This is a genomic window from Bradyrhizobium sp. SRS-191 (assembly GCF_024586915.1).
GTDB lineage: Bacteria > Pseudomonadota > Alphaproteobacteria > Rhizobiales > Xanthobacteraceae > Bradyrhizobium.
In genome coordinates this window covers 50,462-73,587 of record NZ_JANBVS010000002.1, presented here as the reverse complement: position 1 = coordinate 73,587, position 23,126 = coordinate 50,462, and the positions used below count along the sequence as shown (strand labels likewise).

At 66.1% G+C, this 23,126-nt stretch carries 23 protein-coding genes; 10 read left to right on the top strand and 13 right to left on the bottom strand.

Annotated elements, in window-relative coordinates:
• Positions 1 to 212: 212 nt before the first annotated feature.
• Positions 213 to 1,796: an MDR family MFS transporter gene (locus tag NLR35_RS04180; RefSeq protein ID WP_257165307.1), complete on the bottom strand. Its 1,584-nt coding sequence runs from the start codon at positions 1,794 to 1,796 to the stop codon at positions 213 to 215.
• Positions 1,797 to 1,965: 169 nt separating this feature from the next.
• The gene (locus tag NLR35_RS04175; protein WP_257165306.1) at positions 1,966 to 2,478 is read right to left on the bottom strand and encodes a YcgN family cysteine cluster protein; all 513 of its coding nucleotides are present in this window, start codon (positions 2,476 to 2,478) and stop codon (positions 1,966 to 1,968) included.
• Between the two features lie 339 nt (positions 2,479 to 2,817).
• On the opposite strand from NLR35_RS04175, the gene NLR35_RS04170 reads away from it, so the two are divergent.
• The 5 genes from NLR35_RS04170 to NLR35_RS04150 all read left to right on the top strand — a co-directional run bounded on the left by NLR35_RS04170 (position 2,818) and on the right by NLR35_RS04150 (position 8,505).
• On the top strand, positions 2,818 to 5,097 hold the full coding sequence (locus NLR35_RS04170; protein ID WP_257165305.1) for a PBP1A family penicillin-binding protein: 2,280 nt from the start codon (positions 2,818 to 2,820) through the stop codon (positions 5,095 to 5,097).
• Positions 5,098 to 5,112: 15 nt separating this feature from the next.
• Positions 5,113 to 5,694: a DUF1214 domain-containing protein gene (locus NLR35_RS04165; protein WP_257165304.1), complete on the top strand. Its 582-nt coding sequence runs from the start codon at positions 5,113 to 5,115 to the stop codon at positions 5,692 to 5,694.
• Positions 5,691 to 6,275 carry a DUF1254 domain-containing protein gene (locus NLR35_RS04160; protein ID WP_006614559.1) on the top strand — a complete coding sequence of 195 codons (585 nt, stop codon included), beginning with the start codon at positions 5,691 to 5,693 and terminating at the stop codon, positions 6,273 to 6,275. Before NLR35_RS04165 ends, NLR35_RS04160 begins: the two co-directional genes overlap by 4 nt.
• A 126-nt stretch (positions 6,276 to 6,401) precedes the next feature.
• Positions 6,402 to 6,905: a CYTH domain-containing protein gene (locus NLR35_RS04155; RefSeq protein WP_257165303.1), complete on the top strand. Its 504-nt coding sequence runs from the start codon at positions 6,402 to 6,404 to the stop codon at positions 6,903 to 6,905.
• Positions 6,906 to 7,014: 109 nt separating this feature from the next.
• Positions 7,015 to 8,505: an acetyl-CoA hydrolase/transferase family protein gene (locus NLR35_RS04150; protein WP_257165302.1), complete on the top strand. Its 1,491-nt coding sequence runs from the start codon at positions 7,015 to 7,017 to the stop codon at positions 8,503 to 8,505.
• An 18-nt stretch (positions 8,506 to 8,523) separates the two neighbouring features.
• Here the strand turns inward: NLR35_RS04150 and NLR35_RS04145 are convergent, their stop codons facing one another.
• Both NLR35_RS04145 and NLR35_RS04140 read right to left on the bottom strand, forming a co-directional pair.
• Complete coding sequence (locus NLR35_RS04145) at positions 8,524 to 9,273, bottom strand: hypothetical protein (RefSeq protein ID WP_374940789.1); 750 nt, start codon at positions 9,271 to 9,273, stop codon at positions 8,524 to 8,526.
• 28 nt (positions 9,274 to 9,301) lie between these two features.
• Entirely contained in the window at positions 9,302 to 9,490 is a 189-nt protein-coding gene (locus tag NLR35_RS04140) for a hypothetical protein (protein ID WP_257165300.1), read from the bottom strand.
• 394 nt (positions 9,491 to 9,884) lie between these two features.
• On the opposite strand from NLR35_RS04140, the gene NLR35_RS04135 reads away from it, so the two are divergent.
• A complete protein-coding gene (locus NLR35_RS04135) occupies positions 9,885 to 10,841 on the top strand; it encodes a DUF2336 domain-containing protein (RefSeq protein ID WP_257165299.1) in 957 nt (318 codons plus the stop codon).
• Between the two features lie 63 nt (positions 10,842 to 10,904).
• Here NLR35_RS04135 and NLR35_RS04130 read toward each other — a convergent pair whose 3' ends face one another.
• From NLR35_RS04130 to NLR35_RS04120, 3 genes are read right to left on the bottom strand one after another with little or no spacing between them, the layout of a single operon-like run.
• Positions 10,905 to 11,255 carry a DUF1491 family protein gene (locus NLR35_RS04130; RefSeq protein ID WP_257165298.1) on the bottom strand — a complete coding sequence of 117 codons (351 nt, stop codon included), beginning with the start codon at positions 11,253 to 11,255 and terminating at the stop codon, positions 10,905 to 10,907.
• A 51-nt stretch (positions 11,256 to 11,306) separates the two neighbouring features.
• On the bottom strand, positions 11,307 to 12,002 hold the full coding sequence (locus NLR35_RS04125; RefSeq protein WP_257165297.1) for a peptidoglycan-binding domain-containing protein: 696 nt from the start codon (positions 12,000 to 12,002) through the stop codon (positions 11,307 to 11,309).
• Positions 11,995 to 13,758 (bottom strand): ATP-binding protein, encoded by a 1,764-nt coding sequence (locus NLR35_RS04120; protein WP_257165296.1) that lies wholly within the window; start codon positions 13,756 to 13,758, stop codon positions 11,995 to 11,997. Before NLR35_RS04120 ends, NLR35_RS04125 begins: the two co-directional genes overlap by 8 nt.
• Before the next feature lie 461 nt (positions 13,759 to 14,219).
• Between NLR35_RS04120 and NLR35_RS04115 the strand changes: the two genes are divergently transcribed.
• Both NLR35_RS04115 and NLR35_RS04110 read left to right on the top strand, forming a co-directional pair.
• Positions 14,220 to 14,681, top strand: a complete 462-nt coding sequence (locus NLR35_RS04115) for a DUF5330 domain-containing protein (protein WP_257165295.1) — start codon at positions 14,220 to 14,222, stop codon at positions 14,679 to 14,681.
• Positions 14,682 to 14,754: 73 nt separating this feature from the next.
• Positions 14,755 to 15,180 (top strand): SufE family protein, encoded by a 426-nt coding sequence (locus NLR35_RS04110; RefSeq protein WP_257165294.1) that lies wholly within the window; start codon positions 14,755 to 14,757, stop codon positions 15,178 to 15,180.
• 9 nt (positions 15,181 to 15,189) lie between these two features.
• On the opposite strand, the gene NLR35_RS04105 is transcribed toward NLR35_RS04110, so the two are convergent.
• Together NLR35_RS04105 and NLR35_RS04100 are read right to left on the bottom strand one after the other, a co-directional pair.
• Entirely contained in the window at positions 15,190 to 15,606 is a 417-nt protein-coding gene (locus tag NLR35_RS04105) for a MucR family transcriptional regulator (protein WP_006614570.1), read from the bottom strand.
• A gap of 202 nt (positions 15,607 to 15,808) precedes the next feature.
• The gene (locus NLR35_RS04100) at positions 15,809 to 16,738 is read right to left on the bottom strand and encodes a hypothetical protein (RefSeq protein WP_257165293.1); all 930 of its coding nucleotides are present in this window, start codon (positions 16,736 to 16,738) and stop codon (positions 15,809 to 15,811) included.
• Between the two features lie 440 nt (positions 16,739 to 17,178).
• On the opposite strand from NLR35_RS04100, the gene NLR35_RS04095 reads away from it, so the two are divergent.
• Positions 17,179 to 18,831 (top strand): glycosyltransferase family 39 protein, encoded by a 1,653-nt coding sequence (locus NLR35_RS04095; protein ID WP_257165292.1) that lies wholly within the window; start codon positions 17,179 to 17,181, stop codon positions 18,829 to 18,831.
• Between the two features lie 57 nt (positions 18,832 to 18,888).
• On the opposite strand, the gene NLR35_RS04090 is transcribed toward NLR35_RS04095, so the two are convergent.
• A complete protein-coding gene (locus tag NLR35_RS04090) occupies positions 18,889 to 20,280 on the bottom strand; it encodes an NAD-dependent succinate-semialdehyde dehydrogenase (RefSeq protein ID WP_257165291.1) in 1,392 nt (463 codons plus the stop codon).
• A 329-nt stretch (positions 20,281 to 20,609) separates the two neighbouring features.
• On the opposite strand from NLR35_RS04090, the gene NLR35_RS04085 reads away from it, so the two are divergent.
• Positions 20,610 to 21,389, top strand: coding sequence for a class II aldolase/adducin family protein (locus NLR35_RS04085; RefSeq protein WP_257165290.1), 780 nt, complete (start codon positions 20,610 to 20,612; stop codon positions 21,387 to 21,389).
• 95 nt (positions 21,390 to 21,484) lie between these two features.
• On the opposite strand, the gene NLR35_RS04080 is transcribed toward NLR35_RS04085, so the two are convergent.
• The 3 genes from NLR35_RS04080 to NLR35_RS04070 all read right to left on the bottom strand — a co-directional run bounded on the left by NLR35_RS04080 (position 21,485) and on the right by NLR35_RS04070 (position 23,076).
• Positions 21,485 to 22,027 (bottom strand): hypothetical protein, encoded by a 543-nt coding sequence (locus NLR35_RS04080; protein ID WP_257165289.1) that lies wholly within the window; start codon positions 22,025 to 22,027, stop codon positions 21,485 to 21,487.
• A 151-nt stretch (positions 22,028 to 22,178) separates the two neighbouring features.
• Positions 22,179 to 22,628: an Hsp20 family protein gene (locus NLR35_RS04075; RefSeq protein ID WP_257165288.1), complete on the bottom strand. Its 450-nt coding sequence runs from the start codon at positions 22,626 to 22,628 to the stop codon at positions 22,179 to 22,181.
• Positions 22,629 to 22,845: 217 nt separating this feature from the next.
• On the bottom strand, positions 22,846 to 23,076 hold the full coding sequence (locus tag NLR35_RS04070) for a hypothetical protein (RefSeq protein WP_257165287.1): 231 nt from the start codon (positions 23,074 to 23,076) through the stop codon (positions 22,846 to 22,848).
• Positions 23,077 to 23,126: the final 50 nt, after the last annotated feature.

The following is a 23,126-nucleotide window of genomic DNA, read 5'->3' as shown; positions in this document are numbered from 1 at the left end:
GCGGGAGAGGGCATCTCCGGTCGGTCCGCGCGGGAGATTGGGTGAGGGGTATCTCTCCGCGAGCGATGTGCGCGGAGAGATACCCCTCCACCCGACCGACATCGCCGCACTTTCGTGCATGCCCTCTCCCGCAAGGGGAGAGGGCACATTCACAAGCACCGGCTCATCTTCCGACGTTCACTGCCGAAATGGGCTTGATGTTTGCAACTTTGCTACTCCGCCAGCTCCACCGGCTCGTTGCGCGACGGGCCGGCCAGCGGGCGCTCTTCCATCAGGATCATGCAGACGGAGGCGCAGGCGAGCATCGCGGTCGCCGCGGCGTAGACGAAGCGGAAGGCGTGGATCATGTCGGCCTCCGCAATGCCGCTGACCGCGCCGTGGGCGCCCTCGGCGAGCGAGATGTCCGCGCCAAGCACCATCAAGAGAATGGCGCTGAAGGCTGCGACCGTGAACGAGGACATCATCGAGCGGAAGAAGTTCATCGCGCCGGTGATGGTGCCGATCTGCGAACGGTCGACCGCGTTCTGCAGCGACACCACCGAGATCGGAAATGCGGTGCCGAGCCCGATGCCGAAGATCGACAGCAGCGCCATCAGCACCCAAAGCGATGGTGTCGTGACCGTCATCACGGCGGCGGCGACGGTGCCGATCAGCGTTCCGACAATGGCGACGCGCTTGTAGTGCTTCACCCGGGCCATCGTACGGCCGGCGATCGCCGCGCCGAAGGTCGAGATCGCCGCGATCGGGATCAGGCCGAGACCGGCCTGGCTCGGCGTCAAATGATAGACCAGCTCGTAATACAGCGGCAGGTGAACGGTCAGACCGATCAGGGCGCCGAGCGCGCAGCCGCTCGCCAGCATGCCGTAGGGCACCACCGTGCCGCCCATCAGCGACAGCGGCAGGAACGGCTCATCCGCCCGCTTGGCGTGCCAGACGAAGGCGAGCCCCAGCGCCACGGCACTGCCGATCATCGCCAGCAGCGTCGGCGACAGCCACGCCAGCTTGTGCCCACCCCAGGTCAGCACCAGCATGAAGACGACCGCCGAGGCCATCAGCAGCAGGCCGCCGGCCCAGTCGACCTTGCGCAGCCGGTGATAGACCGGCAGCCGGCCCATTTTGGGCAGCAGCAATGCGAGCGCCGCGATCGCCAGGGGAACGTTGATCCAGAAGATCATCGACCAGTGCAGGTGGTCGGCGAAGAAGCCGCCGATGACGGGGCCAAGCAATCCCGCCAGCAGCCAGACGCCGCTGAAATAGGCCTGGTACTGGCCGCGCTCGCGCGGGCTGACGACGTCGGAGATCACCGTCTGCACGACAGGCATGATGCCGCCGCCGCCGAGCCCCTGCAGACCGCGGGCGAGGATCAGCACCGGCATGTTCGGCGCCAGTGCGCAGACCACCGAGCCGACCACGAACAGGCTGAGCGCGGTGATGATCATCGAGCGCCGGCCATAGATGTCGCAGAGCGTCCCGAACACCGGCGCGACCGCGGTCGAGGCCAGCAGGTAGGCCGTGATCACCCAGGAGAGATTGGTGACGTCCTGGAACTCGCGACCGATCGTCGGCAGCGCCGTGGCGACGATGGTCTGGTCGAGCGCGGCCAGGAACATCGTCAGCAGCAGGCTCATCAGGATGGTGCGGACCTCGGCCTGGGTCAGCGGCACCTGGGCCGCGAGCGGCGGCGCATCCTCGATGGCCTGCACCTGCGGCGGGATCGCCGGCAGCTCGGCGGCGAGCTCTTCGGGCAAGGATTGGGACGCGGCAGGGTAATGGCTCTGCCGATCAAACTTGTTCATGGGGATAATTGCTATGCCGCGCGCGGCCGGCGCCGCGCAGATTCGCCAGATAGCGAACTACTTAAGGCATAATTTTCCCTTGCGGCAGCGGGCCGCGCGCATGGGCGTATCCCGACAGCACAGGACCGGTCGCACCATCGTGACTTGGTGCGAGTGCGAAGTGATCGCGCTATTTCGGCCGGTGCCTGAGCTTGGCGCGCTTGGGCAGCAGCACCGGCCACTGCACGATGTGATCCTCGAGCTGGTCGTCCGGAACGTCGTCCTCGGTGCCCTCGACCCGGCCGCGCACGGACACGCCGGCTTCATGCACCGTCTGAGGATCGCCCGAGATCAGCGGATGCCACCAATAGAGATCGCGTCCCTCCGCCGCCAGCCTGTAGCCGCAGCTAGGCGGCAGCCAGGTGATGGTGCGGACATTCTCAGGCGTCAGGCGAACACAGTCCGGCACCTGTTCCGAGCGGTTCGGGTAGTCCTTGCAGGCACATAGGCCGGCGTCCAGAAGCTTGCAGGAAATGTGCGTGAAGTAGATGTCGCCGGTATCCTCGTCCTCGAGCTTCTCGAGGCAGCAGCGCCCGCAGCCGTCGCACAGGCTTTCCCATTCCGCCTCGGACATCTCCTCCAAGGTCTTGGTTTTCCAGAACATTCCCTCCTGGCCCGAGGGACGTTTGAGCGGTGCGGTCATCGGGCGATTCCAAGGGGGCGCGGCATGGGGGCCATCTAGGGGGCGCGCCCCGACCGGCGCAAGGGGCGGCTCTCCGGTTCAAGCGGCACGTTAGCTTTGTGGATCAAATTCTGAGGGGAACCATTGGTTTATGCCCCCCGCTCGGCTAGATAGAAACGAGTCACTCCGGCGGCGGCGCCGGCAAAGCGGCTTGGGTCCTGGCGCTTCCGGTCGAGGCCTCAGACTTTGCAGTGCCTTGGGTTTGCCGCAACATACGCGCAAGACCCTTCGAAGGCTCCAGCCGGCTTGCTGAGTGCTTTCGAAGCCCGCTGACACGCTTTCGAAACGACCAGGGTTCCCGTGCGGCAGATCATTCCAGACGATTGGAAGAAGCGGATCAACAATTTCCGCCTGGATCTCGACGCCCGATTCGATTCGGCGCTGTTCTCCTCGCTGCGCGGCACCCGCGAACTCTACGAGCGCTACTCGGCGTTCATGGACCGCTTCTATGTCGGCGGCTGGAAGCGCTGGGTGTTCGTCGAGCCGCTGTCGGAAGCGGCCACGATCGGCCTCGGCGGCCTGGTACTGATGCTGGCGCTGGCCATCCCCGCCTTCCGGGAGACGGCCGACGAGGACTGGCTGAAGAAGTCCGACCTCGCCGTCACCTTCCTCGATCGTTACGGCAACCCGATCGGCAGCCGCGGCATCAAGCACAACGACTCGATCCCGCTGGAAGACTTTCCGGACAATCTGATCAAGGCGACGCTCGCGACCGAGGACCGCCGCTTCTACGATCATTTCGGCATCGACTTCCCCGGCCTTGCCCGCGCACTCGTCACCAATGCCCAGGCTGGCGGCGTCCGCCAAGGCGGCTCCTCGATCAGCCAGCAGCTCGCCAAGAACCTGTTCCTGTCGAACGAGCGCACCATCGAGCGCAAGGTCAACGAGGCGTTCCTGGCCATCTGGCTCGAGACCCGCCTGACCAAGAACGAGATCCTCAAGCTCTATCTCGACCGCGCCTATATGGGCGGCGGTACCTTCGGCGTCGACGGCGCGGCGCATTTCTATTTCAACAAGTCGGTGCGCGACATCAACCTGTCGGAAGCGGCGATGCTGGCCGGCCTGTTCAAGGCGCCGACCAAGTTCGCCCCCCACATCAACCTGCCCGCGGCGCGTGCCCGCGCCAACGTCGTGCTCGACAATCTCGTGGACGCCGGCTTCATGACCGAGGGCCAGGTGTTCGGCGCCCGCCGCAATCCGGCTTTCGCGGTCGACCGCCGTGACGAGAGCTCGCCCAACTACTTCCTCGACTATGCCTTCGACGAGATGCGCAAGCTGGTCGACACGTTTCCGAAGTCCTACACCGAGCGCGTGTTCGTGGTCCGGACCTCGATCGACATGACCGTGCAGCACGCGGCGGATGAGGCGATCGAGAACCAGCTGCGCCAGTTCGGCCGCGACTATCACGCCACCCAGGCCGCGACCGTCGTGTCCGACCTCGATGGCGGCATCCGCGCCATGGTCGGCGGCCGCGACTACGGCGCCAGCCAGTTCAACCGCGCCACCGACGCCTACCGGCAGCCGGGCTCGTCGTTCAAGCCATATGTCTACACCACCGCCCTGCTCAACGGCTTCAAGCCGACCTCGATCGTGGTCGACGGGCCCGTCTGCATCGGCAATTGGTGCCCGCAGAATTATGGCCACTCCTATTCCGGCTCGGTGACCCTCACCCAGGCGATCACGCGGTCCATCAACGTCGTGCCGGTGAAGCTGTCGATCGCGCTCGGCGGCAAGGACGGCCCGAAGGCCGGCCGCGCCAAGATCGTCGATGTCGCCCGTCGTTTCGGCCTCAAGGCGCCGCTGCCCGATACGCCGTCAATGCCGATCGGCTCGGACGAGGTGACCGTGCTGGAGCATGCCGTTGCCTATGCGACCTTCCCGAACAAGGGCAAGGCGGTGACGCCGCACTCCGTGCTCGAGGTGCGTACCGGCGCCGGCGACCTGGTGTGGCGCTGGGACCGCGACGGTCCGAAGCCGAAGCAAGCGATCCCCGCCTCCGTCGCCGCCGACATGGCGGGCATGATGAGCCACGTCGTCAGCGAAGGCACCGCGCGGCGCGCCGCGCTCGACGGCATCCCGACCGCCGGCAAGACCGGCACCACCAATGCCTATCGCGACGCCTGGTTCGTCGGCTACACTGGCAACTTCACCTGCGCGGTCTGGTACGGCAACGACGACTACTCTCCGACCAACCGCATGACCGGCGGATCGCTGCCGGCGCAGACGTGGCACGACATCATGCTGGCCGCGCATCAGGGCGTCGAGGTCAAGGAATTGCCGGGCGTCGGCATGGGCGAGAAGCTGCCGCAGCCGCCATCCGCGGCGATGGCCCAGGCCGGCCAGCCGAAAACGCTGGAGATCAAGCCGGGTCCGCCGCCGATCCTGACGCGACGCGGCGCCGAGGTGCTGGTCCAGGTCGAGAAGATGCTGGACGATGCCGCGCGCGTCGCTGAAAAGGCAGCGCCTGCCGATCCGAAGAAGGCCGGCAAGCCGGTCTCCTCCAGCGCGCTCGCCTTCCCTGAGAACTACGCCACGGCGACAGCCGACAGCGTGACCACCCCTGCCTTGCGCAAGAACTGACGACAGCGAATTCCCGTGCGGCTGCTCTTCATCACCTTGCTCGCGCTGCTGATCGCCACCGGCGTCGGCGTCGGCGCGACCTGGATCACCACCACCCGCGGCACCGAGTTCGGCACGCTGACGATCGGCGCCTGGACCGCGCGTCCGAAGACCGGCACCGCCGATGTCGACCCCTATGCGCGCGCGACCATCACCCGCAACGGCGAGCTGCCGATCGGCACCGGCGACGGTGTCGCCTTCACCGCCACCAGCGACGACACGAAGAAGCCGCTCGATGGCCGCTGCGACATCCTGGTCAGCGGCGTGACGCCGCCGGCGCGCTTCTGGACGATCACGCTGTATGATCGCAAAGGCCATCTCGTCGCCAACACGCTGCAGCGCTACGGCTTCACCAGCCAGGAGCTGGTGCGCGGCGCTGACGGCTCGTTCGAGATCCGGGTCGCCGCGCGCTCGCGCGCCGGCAACTGGCTGCCGACCGGCGGCATCGAGCGCTATTCGCTGATGCTGCGGCTCTACGACACGCCGGTCGGAGTCGCGACGCGCACCCAGCGCGACGCGCCGATGCCCTCGATCACCACCGTGGGCTGCCCGTCATGATCCGGCTGCTGTTCACGATCCTGGTCGGCGTTCTGCTCGGCGGCGTGGTCCATCTCGTCAGCGTGTTGGCGTTGCCGCGCATCTCGACCCAGGACGCCTATTCGCGGCTGACGCCGATGACCAAGCTCAACGCCGTCACGCCGCTGCCGCTGGCCGATCCCAACAACTCGCCGATGCCGTTCATGGATCCGGCCTTCGCGATGGCGATCTGCCGCTACGACCTCTCGGACGGGCCGATCAAGCTGACGGTGCCCGTGAGCCAGGCCTACACGTCGGTGTCGTTCTACACGCGCAACGAGATCGCCTATTACGCCATCAACGACCGTTCGGCGGGCAAGCGCGTCATCGAGCTCGACCTGATGACCGAAGCCCAGCACGAGGATCTGCCCGAGGACGAAGAAGTGACCGCCGCCGACCGGCTGATCATCGATTCGCCGACGACGACGGGACTGATCGTGTTGAAGGCGCTCGCAGCCGAACCCGGCCTCATGCCCCAGGCGCAGGCCTCCCTTGCGTCGGCCACCTGCGGCGTGCAGGCGGAGGCGCCTGCCAAGGCTGAAAAGCCGCGCGGCAAACGCTGAATGGTAAGTCGTTAAGCGACCTTCGATCAATTCAACAACGCGCTCTTCATCCTTCGTGGCATAGTGTTCGTCGCGCTCCGTTGCTATGATGGTTCAGGACGGCGGCGCTTCGCTCAACATCAGGTCATGCCCCTCGAAATCGAACGGAAGTTTCTCGTCAGGACCGACTCCTGGCGGGATCAGGCGACACACAATGAGCACCTTCGCGACGGTCTCGTCGCGCGTCAGGACGGCCTCAAGGTTCGCGTGCGCTGCTACGGCAATCGAACGACGCTCTGCGTGAAGAGCGGCCGGCGCGGGCTGTCCCGCGAAGAGTTCGAATACGACATCCCGCGCGATCATGCGGAGGCGATCTTCGCGCATTGCGAAGGGCGCATCATGGAGAAGACGCGCCACTATGTGCCGGGCGAGAGCGGCATCTGGGAGGTCGACGTCTATCACGGCGAACTCGAAGGCATCGTCATCGCCGAGATCGAGCTGGCGAGCGAAACGGCGGTCGTGACGCTGCCAGACTGGGTCGGCGACGAGGTCACCGGCGATCCCCGCTACAGCAAGGCCAACCTGCTGAGCGAGCGTCTGCGCGCCGCCAAGGTCCGGGAGCTGCGTCGCGCCTGCCTTGCAGGGCCGTAACCCGCACAGAGGCACGCCGGGCCTTGACCCCTGTCAAACCGCCGTCGGGAGGCCCAGCTTAAACAGCGCGGGACTTGCGGTCTGACCGATCGCGCACGGAGTTGGCAGAATGAGTTCATCGCAAGTGATGTCGCAGGCGCTGCGCGCCAAGATCATGTCGGCGGACGACGCCGCCGCGCTGGTGAAGCCCGGCAGCCATGTCGGCATGAGCGGCTTCACCGGCTCCGGCTATCCGAAGGCCGTGCCGCTGGCGCTGGCGCGCCGCATCGAAGCGGCGCATGGGCGCGGCGAGCCGTTTCGCATCGGCGTGTGGACCGGCGCCTCGACCGCCCCCGAGCTCGACGGCGCGCTCGCCAAGGCCAACGGCATCGACCTTCGCCTGCCCTATCAGTCCGATCCGATCACACGCCAGCGCATCAACGCCGGCAGCATCGACTACATCGACCTCCATCTCAGCCATGTCGCGCAGTTCGTGTGGTTCGGCTTTCTCGGCCATCTCGACGTCGCGGTCATCGAATGCTCCGGCATCATGCCCGACGGGCGGCTGATCCCATCGACCTCGATCGGTAACAACAAGACCTGGCTCGATCTGGCAGACCGCGTCGTCATCGAAGTCAATTCGTGGATGAACCCGGCGCTGCTCGGCATGCACGACGTCTATTACGGCACCCGCCTGCCGCCGCACCGCAAGCCGATCCCGATCGTGGCGCCGGGCGACCGCATCGGCGAGACCACCTATCGCTGCGATCCGGACAAGGTGATCGCAATCGTCGAAACCCATGCACCGGACCGCAACACGACCTTCGCCGCGCCGGACGAGATCTCCAACGCGATCGCCGGGCATATCCTCGAATTCTTCGCGCACGAGGTGAAGCAGGGCCGCCTACCGCGCAATTTGCTGCCGCTGCAATCCGGTGTCGGCAACGTCGCCAATGCCGTGATGGCCGGGCTCGACGAAGGCCCCTTCCCGCATCTGACCGCCTACACCGAGGTCCTCCAGGACGGCATGCTCAACCTGCTCCGCTCCGGCCGGATGGATCTGGCCTCCGCGACGGCGTTGTCGTTGAGCTCGGAGGCCGCAATCGAGTTCAACCGCGAGATCGAATTCCTGCGCGACCGCATCGTGCTGCGGCCGCAGGAGATCTCCAACCATCCCGAGGTGATCCGGCGGCTCGGCGTGATCGCGATGAACGGCATGATCGAGGCCGACATCTACGGCAACGTCAACTCCACGCATGTCCGCGGCAGCAGCATCATGAACGGCATCGGCGGCTCCGGCGACTTCGCCCGCAATGCCTATCTGTCGATCTTCATGACGCCGTCGACCGCCAAGAACGGCACCATCTCCTGCATCGTGCCGATGGTGACGCATGTCGACCACACCGAGCACGACGTGCAGATCCTGGTGACCGAGCGCGGGCTCGCCGACCTCCGCGGCCTGTCGCCGAAGCAGCGCGCGCGGGTCATCATCGAGAACACGGCGCATCCACGCTTCCGGCCGGCGCTCGACGACTATTTCGAGCGCGCCTGTCGCGATGCGACCGGCAAGCACACGCCGCATCTGCTCGAGGAGGCCTTCCGCCTGCTCAGGCCGGAGTGACTGCCAATAGGCCTGCAATCATCCACGAGTCGTCAGCGGCCGCTGGATGTAGGGACGCGCGGCGACCGGCGGATTGGCGGTCTGGGCGGCAAGCTCATTGATCAGGCGATCGGCCTCGGCGGCCATTCCGTCCGGCGCCTGCAGCACCAGGCGCTCCAGGGCCCAGCGGTAGGACGAGACGCGCTGCTCCAGGCAGATCTGCACCCATTGCACGATCAGCGAGTTCTCCTGCATGCGGGCGACCGCGTCGGCCTTTTCGCGCGGCGACAGCTCGGTCATGAATTTCATGCTGGCGTCGCGCTTGCGATCGAGATCGATCACGCGGATGGCGGATGCAAAGAACGGCTCGAAACGCGTGAGGTCGTCGCGGACGTCGTCGGTCAGTTGCGCATAACGCGAGGCATGCGAGCGGTGCGGCTCGTCGATCAGGGCGCGGCCATAGGCGGTGCGATCGAACACGACCTTCTGGCGCCACGGCGAGGCCGACGGCTGATAGTCGCCGAACACGGCCTTCCAGGCGGGACGCGAATGCGGCGGCTCGATCAGCGGATAAGCGAGATCGCGCAGCTGGCGTTCGTTGTCGGTCAGCTGGAACTGCGATGGCGCGACGCCCACGCTGGCGGTGGCTTCCGCCCCGATCCATTTGTGCATGTCGTCGTTGCGCATGTCGGCGCGGGTGCGGCCGAAATCGCCGCCGCTGCAGGCGCAGAGCAGTCCGCTGGAAAGAATGAGTGCGACGGCCGGAGCGGCTCGCCGGACCCGAACCATCACGTCCGGCATTCCCATTCCCCTGAGGTCAGCGGCGACGTCGGCGTCGGCTCGGAGCGGCGCCCTCGCGGGGGTCGCGATCGTCGGTCGTGCTCTCGCGCTCGATCCGAACGACGGGAAGAATCAGGATCGTTCCCATGCCCTCCTGCGGCGCGCCGGTCACGGCAGGCCGCGCGCGACGCGCAATGTCCGCCGGAAATTCAATGATGGTCGCCATGTCTACTCTCTTTCGTGCCCGAAGTTCTTACCCCCCAACTCCCCGTTGCCCGAACTTCGCAGGCAAGAGAGCACGCAAAACTGACGATCACGAATGCCCAGCGCACTGACAGACGACGCGGCATCCAACGCGGCGAAGATCAGGCCGGCGGCGTGACGAGGCCAAGGCGAGATCATCGAACGGGTCGATTAAGATCAGGACGTGGTTAAGAGGATCTTAATGCAGCGCCATGGAACACGGATCGCGTGCAGACGTCGCGCAAATGGCACGCTGGCGTTGCGCCTTTGTCTCACCGGGAAAATTCGGCCGATCTTCACCGATTGTTTTCCTTAACGGCCCATTAAAACAACTGGAGTCTAATCGGCGCAACGATTGCCGAAGTTGCGTACCCGACATGACAAGATCATCGCTGTTTCCCGGCTTCGACGGGCTGTTGACGCTCTCGCGTCGCGAAGGCGTCGACATCAAGCCGACCTTGCTGCGCGTGCTGACCGACCTCTACGTCCAGGCGAGCACGCATTCGGCCGATGAGGAGCGGCAATTCGTCGAGCTGGTGTCGCGGCTCATCGACGATGTCGACGACACGACCCGCGCGGCTGTTCGTGCGCGTCTTGCGATCTATCCGGGCACACCGATCGAGATCCTGAGAAGGCTCGGGCTGCGTCCTGCGCAGGACGAAGCGATGCTGCCGCTCGCCGGTTTGATCCCGCCTGCCCTTCGCCCCCAGGCGCCCGCGCGCGGCGAGGCTGCGCCTGCAGGGCTCGCGATGCAGCCGAAGGACGCGGCCGAGCTCAGCGAGATGTTCCTGCGCGCCGCCTCGAAGGAGCGTATCGCCATCCTGGAGAACCTCGCCACCGCGCCGCTGAAGCCGGCCGCGCCGATCCCGCAGCATCGCGCCCGGCACGCGATCGAGGCACTGGAGATGGCCGCCTTCAACGCCGACGTCGAGACTTTCACCATCGAGCTCGGCGAGAGCCTGATCCTGCCCGCGCGCATCACCCATGAGGTGATGAACGATTCAGGCGGTGAGCCGCTCGCCTGCGCCGCGAAGGCGCTGGGCATGCCCGCGCCGGTGTTCGAGCGCGTGCTGCTGTTCCTGAAGCCCGAGATGGGCCAATCCGTTCAGACGGTGTTCCGGCTGTCGCGCTTCTACGAGCGCCTGAGCGAGCGCGCGGCGCTGGTCATGCTGGCGGCGTGGCGCGGCTCGGCCGTCGCGGCGATGCGCGCGAAACATCGCGCGGCGCTGTACGACGATGAGCGGCAGCATGTGCGCGGCGGCAGCGCGCGGACCGGCACGCCCTCGCCGGCCAAGCCGATCGTGCGCACCGGCACGGACGGCTTCAAACGCTGACGCGCGCTAGTGTTGGAAGATGATCTTTTCGGAGAACCGGTTTCCGGTTTTCCGGATCATGCTCTAGAGCTGCTCCGGCGCGAGATCGAGAAAGTGGCGGCCCTGCTTGTCCTCGGTCTCGACGATCCAGGCGTCGGGATCGAAACGCAGCTCCTTGCGCAGCCGTTCGTCGACCTCGAACTCCGGCATCGGCTGCGGCGAGGCGGCAACGAACAGCCGTTCGAACGGCCGGCTGTCCTCATAGACGGTCTGCGGCGCCGGAACGTAGAGCTGAGCGGTCCGATCCATCAGCGCGACCTTGATGAAGACGGCGCCCGCCTCCTCCGCGCCGCGATGGCTGATGGCGCCGAACACGCCGGCCGACTGGCAGCGGCGCAGATAGGCGCTGACCCAGATGCTCGTCTTCAACCGCATGATGGTTCAGCCAGGTGAATGCGTGCTGCCAAGCGCAGCCGCCGGCCTGCTCTATTCGATCGGGTGACCGATGACAATTGCGAGCTCGCGCACCAGGCGATCCGACACCTGGCCCGTCACCGGCAGCTTGCGTTCGCGTTCGAACTTCTGGATCGCGGTCTGCGTGTCGGAGCCGATCATGCCCGTCGGCTTCAGCTGGCCATAGCCATATTCGGTCAGCGCGCGCTGAACGGCCGCGACCCGGCGGGCATTGCCGCCCTGCTGCGTGGGCTGCGGCCGCGGCGTGTTGCCTTGGCCGCCGCTGACCGATCGGACCAGATCAGCTAGGGGATCCGCGTATTTCTGGTCGGTCCGCGCATCAGCCGTTCGCTGTTCGGGCACCTTCGGCTCCGTCGCGCGGGTCTCAGGCGGCCGGGTCTCGATCACCTTCGGATCGAACGGCGAGATCGCCTCCGCCGGCCGTGGGCGCGGCATCGGATTGGAACTGGTGAGGACCGGCGGAATGGTCACGATGGAACCGAACATCGGCGCCGGATGCGGCCCCGATTGCAGGAACACGGCGTTGACGATGATCGCGCTGGCCGCTGCGCAGGCCAAAAGACCAGCCAGGAGATCCTTGGGGCTGTAGAGCATGGCGCGCATCAGAAATCCGCGCTCGTCGGCAGCTTCGACCACCGCGGCAGCGGCAGCAGCACGCTTGCGGCGGCGCGGCGGCGCCGAATCATCCTCTGCAGCTCGTCTAGGCACTCTTCTTCACCTGAATCACCTGCCCGGCCTGGGCGGACCGCGAGGGCGACAGCGGCGTGACAGTGGCGCCAGTGCTCGCCTCGGCGACGCAATTGATCGGCAGAGCGATCGTGACCGTCGTTCCCTCGTCGAGCTTGCTTTCTATCGACATTTCGCCGCCGTGCAAGTTCACGAGGCTCTTGACGATCGAAAGCCCGAGCCCGGTTCCCTCGTGACGACGCTGGTAGGTCTTGCCCGCCTGGAAGAATGGATCGCCGATGCGCTTGAGATCGTCAGCGGCGATGCCGACACCGGTGTCGGTGATTCGCAACAGCAGCCGCGCGCCATCGACACCGGCGGACACCGCGACGCGGCCGCCGCGCTCGGTGAACTTGATGGCGTTGGAGACGAGGTTGAGCACGATCTGCTTGAAGGCGCGCGGATCGCCGGTGATGAGCGGCAGATCGTGCGGCGCATCCGCCGAGAGATCGACGCCGTTTTCCCGCGCCCGCAGCGCCAGCAGATTGCAGCAGTTGAACAGCGCGGCACGCGGCGCGAACGGCTCCGGCGTCAGCTCGAAATTGCCGGACTCCATCTTCGACATGTCGAGGATGCCGTTCACGACCGACAACAGATGCTGGCCGGAATCATTGATCAGCTGCGCGTATTCGCGGCGCCTCGCCGCGTTGAGCACCAGCACCTGCTCCTGCATCAGCATTTCCGAGAAGCCGATGATGGCGTTGAGCGGGGTACGCAGCTCATGGCTCATCGTCGCGAGGAATCGCGTCTTGGCGGCGTCGGCGCGCTCGGCTGCGCTTCGCGCCAGCTCGAGGGCCTGCTCCTGCAATTTGCGATCGGTCACGTCACGCATGACCGCGACCACCTCATGCTCCGGCCCGGCCGGCGTCTGAGCGGCATAGTCGAGCGGCCGGCAGCGCATTTCGACCCAGATGAAGTCGGCGCCGTGATGAGAGCCGCGGCCTTCGCCGGGCGCATCGCGCCGCAGCCGGAATTCGACGCTCGAGGCTTCACTGCCCCCGGCCGCCTGCGATAGCGCCGTGAGATAGGCCGGCCGGTCGGCGACGTGAACGCGCTCGAACAGGCCGTGACCATGGAGTTGCGCCATCGGTGTTCCGAGCAGCGCCTCCGCCGCGGGAGAAATGAACATGACCGCGCCATTGCGGCGATGGCGCGAGATCACATCGCTCATGTTGCGCGCGAGCAGCCGATAACGCTCCTCCTCCATCGACAGCAACGTCACGCTGGTGCGTGCGAGCGTGTCGGCGGCGAAGGCGAGCACGGCCGCGTAGAGCGTGGCCGAGGCAACGCCGAAGGCGAGCAGCGCGGTCCGCAAGGCGGGGTTCGTCTCGGGCTTCGGCAGCCAGCCGAGATGGCCGATCAGGATCAACAGCAGCGCGCAGGACAGTGCGAGCGCGGCAGAGAACACGACGACGCGGCGCGAGGCCGAGAACGCAGCCTCCAGCGGCACGACGATCAGCCACACCGCGGCGAAGGATTCGATACCGCCGGTCTCGATCGACACCGCCATGATCAGAGCCGACAGCGCCAACGACGACAGCGCGCAGGCGCTCTCGTAGCGTCCGGTGCGCGACAGATACCAGGACAACAGAATGGGTGCGATCAGCCAGGTCAGCGCGCCGACCTCGAGCGCGCTCGGTGCGCCGCGCATCGCCAGATAGGCGGGAAACACGGCGAACGCGGCGAGGCTGCCGAGCAGCCGTGGCGCGATGAAGGCGCGATGGCGCGCGCGCGTCATCGCATCAGTTCGAGCCGATGGATGCAGCAACGCATCAAGACAATCGCGGATGATACTCAACACACTCACGGCTCTCGCGCCTCGGCCTGTCGGTCGTTCTCAACAAAGAGAGAGAACGCGCCGGGACGCCCCCTGTCGTCGAAGGCCACCGTGTCAGACTCGCATTAAGCGAACGCTAAGGGCCAGACTGCGGCAGGCACGGCATTCGGGCGGGATGGTGAATGCATCGTTTCAGGCCGCGCCTGCAGTTGCGAAAGCGCGGCGATCTACAGCCGGTTGCACGCCGCATGCGGTTCGCGCCAACCAAAAATTTACGCCGAAAAAAGTTCGGGAGTCCGCTTTGCTAATTCTCAACCAATTAAGCCCACAGCAAGCAGTCGCGACATAGAACAAGAGAGGTGCGATCCCGGTTGCGCGAATGAGGACGGACGCGGGGTCAGCAGCACGGTCGGGGTTGCGTGATGTTCTTTCTGCTTCGCATGGCATTCTGGCTCGGGCTCGTGCTGGTGCTGCTGCCGCGCGAGAAGAGTCCTGACACCGACAAGCTGCCGCAGATCAATGCGCACGAAGCCGTGCAGGCCGCGACCGCGGCCGTCTCCGACATGAGCCAGTTCTGCAAGCGCCAGCCACAGGCCTGCGAGGTCGGCGGCCAGGCCGCCACGGTGATCGGCCACCGCGCCGAGGAAGGCGCGCGCAAGATCTATCAGATCATCACGGACAAGCCCGAGACAGCCGAGAAGCCGAGCGCCGCCGACAAGTTCATCGGTCCGGTGAAGCCGGCCAGCCTCGACAAGCGCCGCAACGACCATACCGGCTCGATCGACGCCGCAATCCCCGAGCAGGTTCCCGCCAACGAGGCTCCTGCCGACACGCTCTCCGCGGACGACCTCAGCACCGAGTGGCAGCTGCCGCCGACGCCCTGATGGCCGGAACCGGCTGTCGCTTTCGTCGCGCCGAACGCCTATATGAGGGGCTCGGACGGGACTGAAGAGCATCATGACGATCGACGATATCCGCGACAATTTCGCCCTGCTGGACGACTGGGACGACCGCTACCGCTATGTGATCGAGCTCGGCCGCACCTTGGCGCCGATGCCGGAGGACGAGCACTCCGCCGCCAACAAGGTTCAGGGCTGCGCAAGCCAGGTCTGGCTGTCCAAACATCCTGATCACAGCGGCGCCGTTCCGGTGCTGAAATATCTCGGCGACAGCGACGCGCACATCGTGCGCGGCCTGATCGCGATCCTGCTGACGCTGTATTCCGGGCGCACGCCGCAGGAAATCCTGACCATCGATGCGCCTGCCGTGTTCGATGAGCTCGGGTTCCGCGAGCACCTCACGCCGCAGCGTTCCAACGGCCTGCGCTCGATGGTCGAACGCATCCGCTCGGACGCCCGCGAGGCGCTCGCAGCGGCGTCCTGATCTCTTCAGCTACTTCTCGCGCTCGGGACGCTGCTGGCCCAGGCCCATCTTCTTCGCGAGCTGCGAACGTGTCACCGCGTAGTTCGGTGCCACCATGGGGTAGTCGGGCGGCAGGTTCCATTTGTCCCGATATTGCTCCGGCGTCATGTTGTACTGCGTGCGCAGGTGCCGGCGCAGCGATTTGAAGCGCTTGCCGTCCTCGAGGCAGACCAGATAGTCCGGATGGATCGACTTCTTCACGGGCACGGCGGGCCGCGCCGGCTCAGGCGCCGGCTCGCTGCGTCCGGCGGCCACGCGGGTCAGCGCCGCATGCACCTGGCTGATCAGCGAGGGGATCTCGGCCGCTGGCGTCGGATTGTTGCTGAGATAGGCCGACACGATGTCGGCCGTCAGATCGATAAAGCTCTTGCCGGCCCCTTCGGTCATGGAAACCCCAACTCCCCCTGTCGCGCACTGACTTTCACTCGCAAGTATCACCCGTGCGAGTGCCCGGCGTCGTCTGTCAATTCTCCAAGCAATATGGGCGAATGACTGGCAAAATGACAATAAGGTGAGGACTTCTTCTTGAGAAGTCTGTCCTCGCCTCAGTACTGTGTCCGATATGCCAGTCTAAGCACCCTGACGTGCGTCAGGCGCGACCTTCCAGATGGGTGCGCAGCTCGTCGATCGAGGCGAAGCGCATCATGCCCTCGGGCATCTGGGCTTCGATCGAGCCGTCGGAATAGAGCGAATAGGCCATTCCGTCGACCACGCCCGACTTGATGATGCTCGCTGCCGGCGCCTCCGTTTCCTGCGGCTCAGGTACCGGTGCGGGCTCAGGCTCCACAAAGGCCGGCGCAGCGCGCGTCAGGCGGCGCGGGAATGGCGGCCGCAAGGAGTCCGAGGCGCGCGTCCGCTCGGGTCGCGACCAGTTGTCGTCGAGAGCTGGCGGAGCAGGCTCCGGCGCGGGCTCATCGATCGGCATGGCAGGCGGCTCGCTGAGCGACGGCGAGCGGAAATCCGTCGGCATCGGCTCTGCGGCGCGTTTGTCCGCACGCTCCCGCTCGCGTCGCGAGCTCGAGGCGAACAGCAGGTTGCGCCTGGGCCGTTCGGCGGGCTGCGCCGGCGGCTCGTCCGCGTCCTCCTCCACGCTCGCGGCGCGCAGTGTCGCCGACAGAGCCGACGACATCGGAGGCGGCGACAGCGGCGCAGACGACAAAGGTCCCGAAAGGTCCGGCATCCGCGGCCTCGGCCGCGGCGAACCGCCCTCGCGCCACATGTCCTCGGACGGCGGGACCGGCGGCGTGTCGAGCTCAGGCTTGGTCAGAGCGCCCGGCAATTGCAGCGTCCTGGCCTCGGTCTCGGACGGATTGCGCGTCCGCAGCCGGTGAGAAATGACCTTCAGCTCGCTCAGCACGGCCGACAGGCCGAACAGGATGAGCCCGCTGCAGACGCCGAGGGTGCCCGACAGGATCAGCGTGTTGCCGACACTGAACTCCTTGACCGGAATTCCCCAGGCGATCGCTCCGAGCCCCGCCAGCACGGCCAGGGCCCCAGCGGCCAACATAGCACTCATCATTCGAACCTATCCCCTAATGCGTCGGTTCCGGACGGCGTCCCGACCGATATCACACTAGCTAGCAGCGGTTGCCCCCGCGTCCCCGGCTGGTTCTAGTCGAAATCCGCGACAATTTGCAGCAGAACTTCGGCTAGACCATTGTCTCACCCCGATCGCGGGGCCTCACCCGCCACGATGGCGCCACATTCCGCCCCGCCAACCCACGGAACCGGCTAGGGTTCCTCCGGGTTTGTCCCGAGGCCCATGGTTCAGGACGCGTTCATGTCACTGTGCCAATATGGCGCCAAGCAGCCGAAATTCGGGCTCCTGCCGCACTGCGATGGAAGCGTGACGTTCATATTTCCAACACCTCGGAAACCGGGACGCGCTATACGCAGCCGGGGAACACAGCCTGAAGCGCGGAAGCGGGGTCGTTAGGGGACGCCGGGTCACACTCAGCCATGACATCGATAACCACTTCGGTCCTCGAGACGCCGACGCGGCGGACCCTCGAGCGGACTTGTGACGATCTTGCCATGTTCGCGCTCGCCGCCGTCGCGGTGGTGGCCGGACTGACATTCCGCGATTATGGCCTCGGCTGGGATGACTACACCCACGCCGAATACGCCGATCTGTTGCTGCGCATGTACGGTTCCGGTTTCAGGGACCAGGCGGCACTGTCGTTCGCCAATCTCTATATGTACGGCGGCGGGTTCGACATGGTTGCAGCCCTGCTGCACAAGATCCTGCCGCTGGAATTGTTCGAGACACGCCGGCTGGTCGGCGCGATCGTCGGCCTCATCGGCCTCGCCGTGACCTGGCGCCTGGCGCGGCGGATCGGCGGCGCGGTGGCCGGCCTGGCCGCCCTGCTGCTGCTGGCGCTGTGCCCGATCTTCTACGGCCACATGTTCATGAACCCGAAGGATGCCCCCTTCGCGGTCGCCATGGTGGTGCTGCTGATGGGACTCGTGCGCTTGGCCGACGAGTACCCCTACCCCTCGCCGCGCACCATCCTGATCCTCGGTTTGGGTGCCGGCTTCTCGATCGGCTCGCGCATCCTCGGCGGCATGGCGGTGGTCTACGCCATCGTCGGTTTCATGCCGCTGTTCGTCGAGGAGTACCGCACGCAGGGCGCCCGCGAGGCGGTCCGACGCTTCGCCAACGTGCTCTACATGCTGATCCCCGGCCTCATCCTGGGCTATCTGATCATGGGCCTGATCTGGCCGTGGTCGATCATCGAGCCGGCCAATCCGTTCCGCGCGCTGACCTACTTCTCGCACTTCTTCGAGAAGCCGTGGAAGGAGATGTTCGACGGCGCGCTGGTGTCGGTGCCGGACATGCCGTGGTCGTATCTGCCGACCCTGTTCGCGCTGCAGCTGCCCGAGTTGATGATCGCGCTGTTCGTGGCCGGCGTGGTGGCCACGCTGATGTCGCTGTCGCGGCCTGACATGCCGGCGCGGCAGAAGAGCATCCTCCTGATGCTGACCTTGGCGGCGACGCTGCCGATCCTGATCGCGATCGTCAAACGTCCGGCGCTGTACAACGGCATCCGCCACTTCGTGTTCGTGATTCCGCCGATGGCGCTGCTCGGCGGCGTCGCCTTCGCGTGGCTGTTGTCGTGGCTCAACAATGACGAGCGCCGCAGCTGGCAGCCGGTCGCGATCGCCGCCTTCTGCTTCGGCCTGCTGCTGCCGCTGGCCGAGATGATCCGGCTGCACCCCTATCAATACACCCACTTCAACTACATCGCCGGCACCGTGCGCGAAGCCGATACGCGCTTCATGCTCGACTATTGGGGCCTGGCGCTGAAGCAGGCCTCGGACGGGCTCAAGGAGCAGCTCGACGAACGCCAGGAGGTGCCGCCGATCGGGCACAAATGGAAGGTCGCCGTTTGCGGTCCGCAGCGCCCGGCCCAGGTCGCGCTCGGCCCGGACTTCACCATCGGCTGGGACAGCCATGCGGCGGACTTCGCCATGACGCTCGGCGAGTTCTACTGCAAGGGACTGACCGCCCCCGTGATGGTCGAGATCAAGCGCGACGACGTCGTGTTCGCCCGGGTCTACGACATCCGCGGCCGCAGCATCTCCAGCCTGCTCTCGATCCCGGCGCCCTGAGCGCCGGCCTCACGAAGGTCGCGGCCCCATGCGGCCACGACCTTCGAAAGACGGCACTCAGAAGTGCGCGTCGATGTCGACCACGTCGATCAGCTTGTGATTGACGAACTCCTTCAAGCCAAGCCCGATCAGCTCACGGCCATAGCCGGATCGCCTGATACCTCCGAACGGCAGATCGGCCTCGACCTTGGTCGGATGGTTCACGAACACCATGCCGGTCGAGATCCGTTTGGCGACCTCGACTCCGTGGGCCGGATTTCCGGTGAACACCGATCCCCCGAGACCGAACGGTGAGTCGTTGGCAATGCGAACGGCATCGTCCTCGTTCTTGGCCCGGAACAACATGGACACCGGCCCGAAGAACTCCCAATGACGCGCCGGATTGTCGTCACCGACATCGGTGAGGATCGTGGGCTGCACGAAAGCGCCGCGATTGGGCACGGGAGGACCGACCTCCTCCGCCTTCGCCCCCAGCTGGACGGCGGCGCGGATCTTCTCCTTCACCTCGTCCGCCGCCCCCTGCGACGACAGCGGCGCCAGGGTCGTTTTCGGATCGAGCGGATCGCCGGCGACGAGACCCGCGACACCCTTGCGATAGCGGCTGAGAAATTCGTCATAGACGGGATCGACGATGATCATGCGCTTGGACGAGACGCAGACCTGGCCGCCGTTCCAGTGGCGGCCGAACACCGCCCACCGCGTGGTCTTCTCAAGATCGGCATCCGCGAGCACGATGAAGGCGTCGGCGCCGCCGAGCTCCATCGTCGACTTCTTCAACGCCTTGCCGGCCTGCGCAGCCACCACCGATCCCGCGCCCTCCGAGCCCGTGAGCGCCACGCCGTGAACCCTGTCGTCATTGAGGATCAGCTCGACCTGCGACCGGGTGGCGTAGAGGTTCTTGAACGCGCCCCGCGGCAATCCGGCCTCGGCCATCAGCTTCTCGAACGCAGCCGCCGATTGCGGGACGTTCGAGGCATGCTTCAGCAGCAGCGTGTTGCCGGCCGACAGTTGCGGCGCGAGGATGCGTGCAATCTGATAGTAGGGAAAATTCCACGGCTCGATCGCCAGCAGAACTCCGAGCGGCTCGCAGACCAGAACGGCCTCGCCTTCGGCCGGATCGAGCACCGGCAGCTTCTCCGGAGCCAGCAGCGCCTCGGCATGGCGGGTGTAATATTCGAGGATCTTCGCCGACAGCTCGACCTCGGCCTTGGCTTCGCCGAACAGCTTGCCCATTTCCAAGGTCAGCAGGCGGGCATAGGCGTCGCTGTCCCGGCGCAGAATGTCGGCCGCGGCCTGCAGAATCCGGCCGCGCTCGGCAAAGGATGTCTGTCGCCAGGCCAGAAACGCCTCGTGCGCGGCAGTGATCGCCGCGCGCACCTCGTCATCACTGGCATCGGGAAACGAGGCGAGTGTCTCCCCCGTATATGGATTGATGGTCTGGTAGGTCATTGGTCATTCTCCGTGGAGCCCTCGCGCCCGCGACACATGCCTTTGCGGCGGCCTTCCACGGGAGCGCCTGGGAGCCACGGCATCAGCATGCGGTGCCTGACCTAACTGGGCACCTCGCTGCGCATCTTGATGGGCATCAAGAGCAGCGCCCGCCTAACGCGACCGTGATGAGGGGCGCCGGCACCAGCCCGGCTCAGCGGCCGCACGGCATCGTCACGCCCGGGGCAGACGGCCGCGAGGCGCGCATGGCGGCCCTCTGGCTGCGCGACTTGCCGGGGTCACTCGGGGCGCCTAGGCTTCGGGCAGGGATTTCGAGATCGGAGAATGCCATGTCGCCAGCCGAAGCGCGCCTGAAGGAAGTGCCGTCCAACATGACGGAGGCGGAGTGGTCGCAGCGCGTCAACCTCGCTGCCGCCTACCGCCTGGTCGCGATGTTCGGCTGGGATGATCTGGTCGACACCCACATCTCGGCCCGCGTGCCCGGCCCCGAACATCACTTCCTGATCAACCCCTACGGCCTGCTGTTCGAGGAGATCACGGCCTCCAGCCTGATCAAGGTCGACCTCTACGGCAACCAGCTCTCCGAGAGCGAGTACAGCATCAACCCCGCCGGCTTCACCATCCATTCGGCGATCCACGAAGTGCGCGAGGATGCCGGCTGCGTCATCCATCTGCACACGCTCGACGGCGTCGCGGTGTCGAGCTGCGCCGACGGCCTGCTGCCGCTGAACCAGATCGCGCAATACGTCACCCACGACCTCGCCTATCACGACTACGAAGGCGTGGCGCTGGACCATGACGAGCGGCCGCGGCTGCAGCGCGACCTCGGCACCAAGAACCACATGCTGCTGCGCAATCACGGCACGCTGACCGTCGGCCGCTCCGTCGCCTCGGCGTTCGAGCGGATGTATCATTTGGAGCGTGCCTGCTCGATCCAGGTCCGCACCCGCACGCTGGGGCCCACGGCCTATCCGGTGCGCGACGAGGTCGTCGACAAGAACGCCAAGCTGTTCGAAAACGAGGAACGCGTGGAGCTCCGCTCCAACCAGCTGGTCTGGCCGCCGCTGCTGCGCCGGCTCGACCGGGTCAATCCGGGCTACCGGAATTGATCGTCGCGCGCTGATCGGCTATAAAGAGCCATCACCCTCTACGCTAATTGGAATGAAACGCCGCCCAATTCCGGGCGGCGTTTTTGTTTGGTCCGTCAGCAGCAGGCCGCCCGCGCCGGGCTCTGCCGCTCCGGCGGCGCATGCAGCTGCCGCAGCTCCTCAGCCAGCCGGCGCTCGACGAACCGCCGCTCATGCTCCGCGAGCCGGGTGGCCAGCAGCTTGCGATAGCGCCGCACATTCGCTTCGCGGGAAAACCGCAGCCGCGCGGCGGAGCGCATCCGGCCTGCCATCCCGAGCGCGTTGTCCGGCGCGGCACCGTCGGCCTCGACATCGACGCGCGGAACGATCCGCATCGCTGCGCCGCCGCGCGGGCGCGGCGGCTGATCCTCACGATCCAGCCGACGCAGTGCGCCGAGGATGTCGGACAGACGGAGCGGCCGGGCGAGGCCCGGGATCTTGCGCAGGCCGGGCTGCGACTCGACGGCGTACATGTCGGACGCCCAGGACGACAGGATCAGCCGCTTCTCGGCACGTGACAATTTGGTGTCGTTCAACAGGTCCGTCGGCGACGCATAATGCGAGACCGGATGGAAACCGGCGCCGCCTGCGATGATCGAAACACGGTGCTCAGTCTCCATGAACGCGCCTCTTGGCGAGTTCATGGTTGATGTACAGGACTCGTTTGGGTGCCAAGACCTCATGGCGTGTCTCCTTCTCCACTCCTTTCACAAGAGACAGATCATGCAACGACGCGGGCGACGATGCGCCCGCGCCGCAGGTCAAGAAACGTCAGGCCGCCCTTTGCGGTGCGATCTGCTCGACCGGCGCGGTGCCGATGGCGATACGGCGCGGCTTCATGGCCTCGGGGATCTCGCGCACCAACTCGATCCGCAACAGGCCATTGTCGAACGCGGCGTTGGTCACCTGCACGTAGTCCGCGAGGTTGAACTGCCGCTTGAAGGGGCGCGACGAGATGCCCTGATACAGGTACTCGCGGCTCTCCTTGTCGGGCTTGCGGCCCTCCACCGTCAGCACGTTGTGCTCGGCCGTGATGGCGAGCTCATGCGGCGCGAAGCCGGCCAGCGCCAGCGAGATCTGATAGCGGTCGTCTCCGATCCGCTCGATGTTGCAGGGGGGATAGTTGTCCTCGACAGCGCGCTGGGTCTCGTCGAGCAGGTTGAACAGCCGGTCGAAGCCGATGGTCGAACGCCACAGCGGGCTGAAATCATACGTCCTCATAACCAAGTCCTCCTGAGAGCAAGATGGATACGAAGGAGCGCCGAGCCGATGCAGGACTACGCGAGGACCAGACAACCGGTCAGCGCCCAGAGTGCAGCCGGGCCCCGAGGGCACCCGGCGCCGCCGAAGCGGCGACGAACGACTTAGAACGATGAAGACCGCTTTCAAGAGCCTCCCATCAGATTTTTTGACACGGTCCGGATGGGCTCTCCGGACGTCACGCTGCCACGGCGGAGAGCCGCTGCAGCCGCATGGTGGCCTCGCGCAACACGCTGACCAGCCGCTCGCGCTCGCGCGGATCAATGTCGCCGCGCGACAGCACGGCCTGGCAATGCGCCACCACGCGCTGCTCGCTTTCGATCAGAAATCGCGTCAGCCGCCTGGGGTCAGCGACGGCCATGACGGAGGTCGGGTTCGGCGGCGGATGATTGTACTGCCAGGCAGGCATGATCGCCCCTGCGAACGCGCTTTGCGCTGCACTGAGACCGGGCGGCGCGA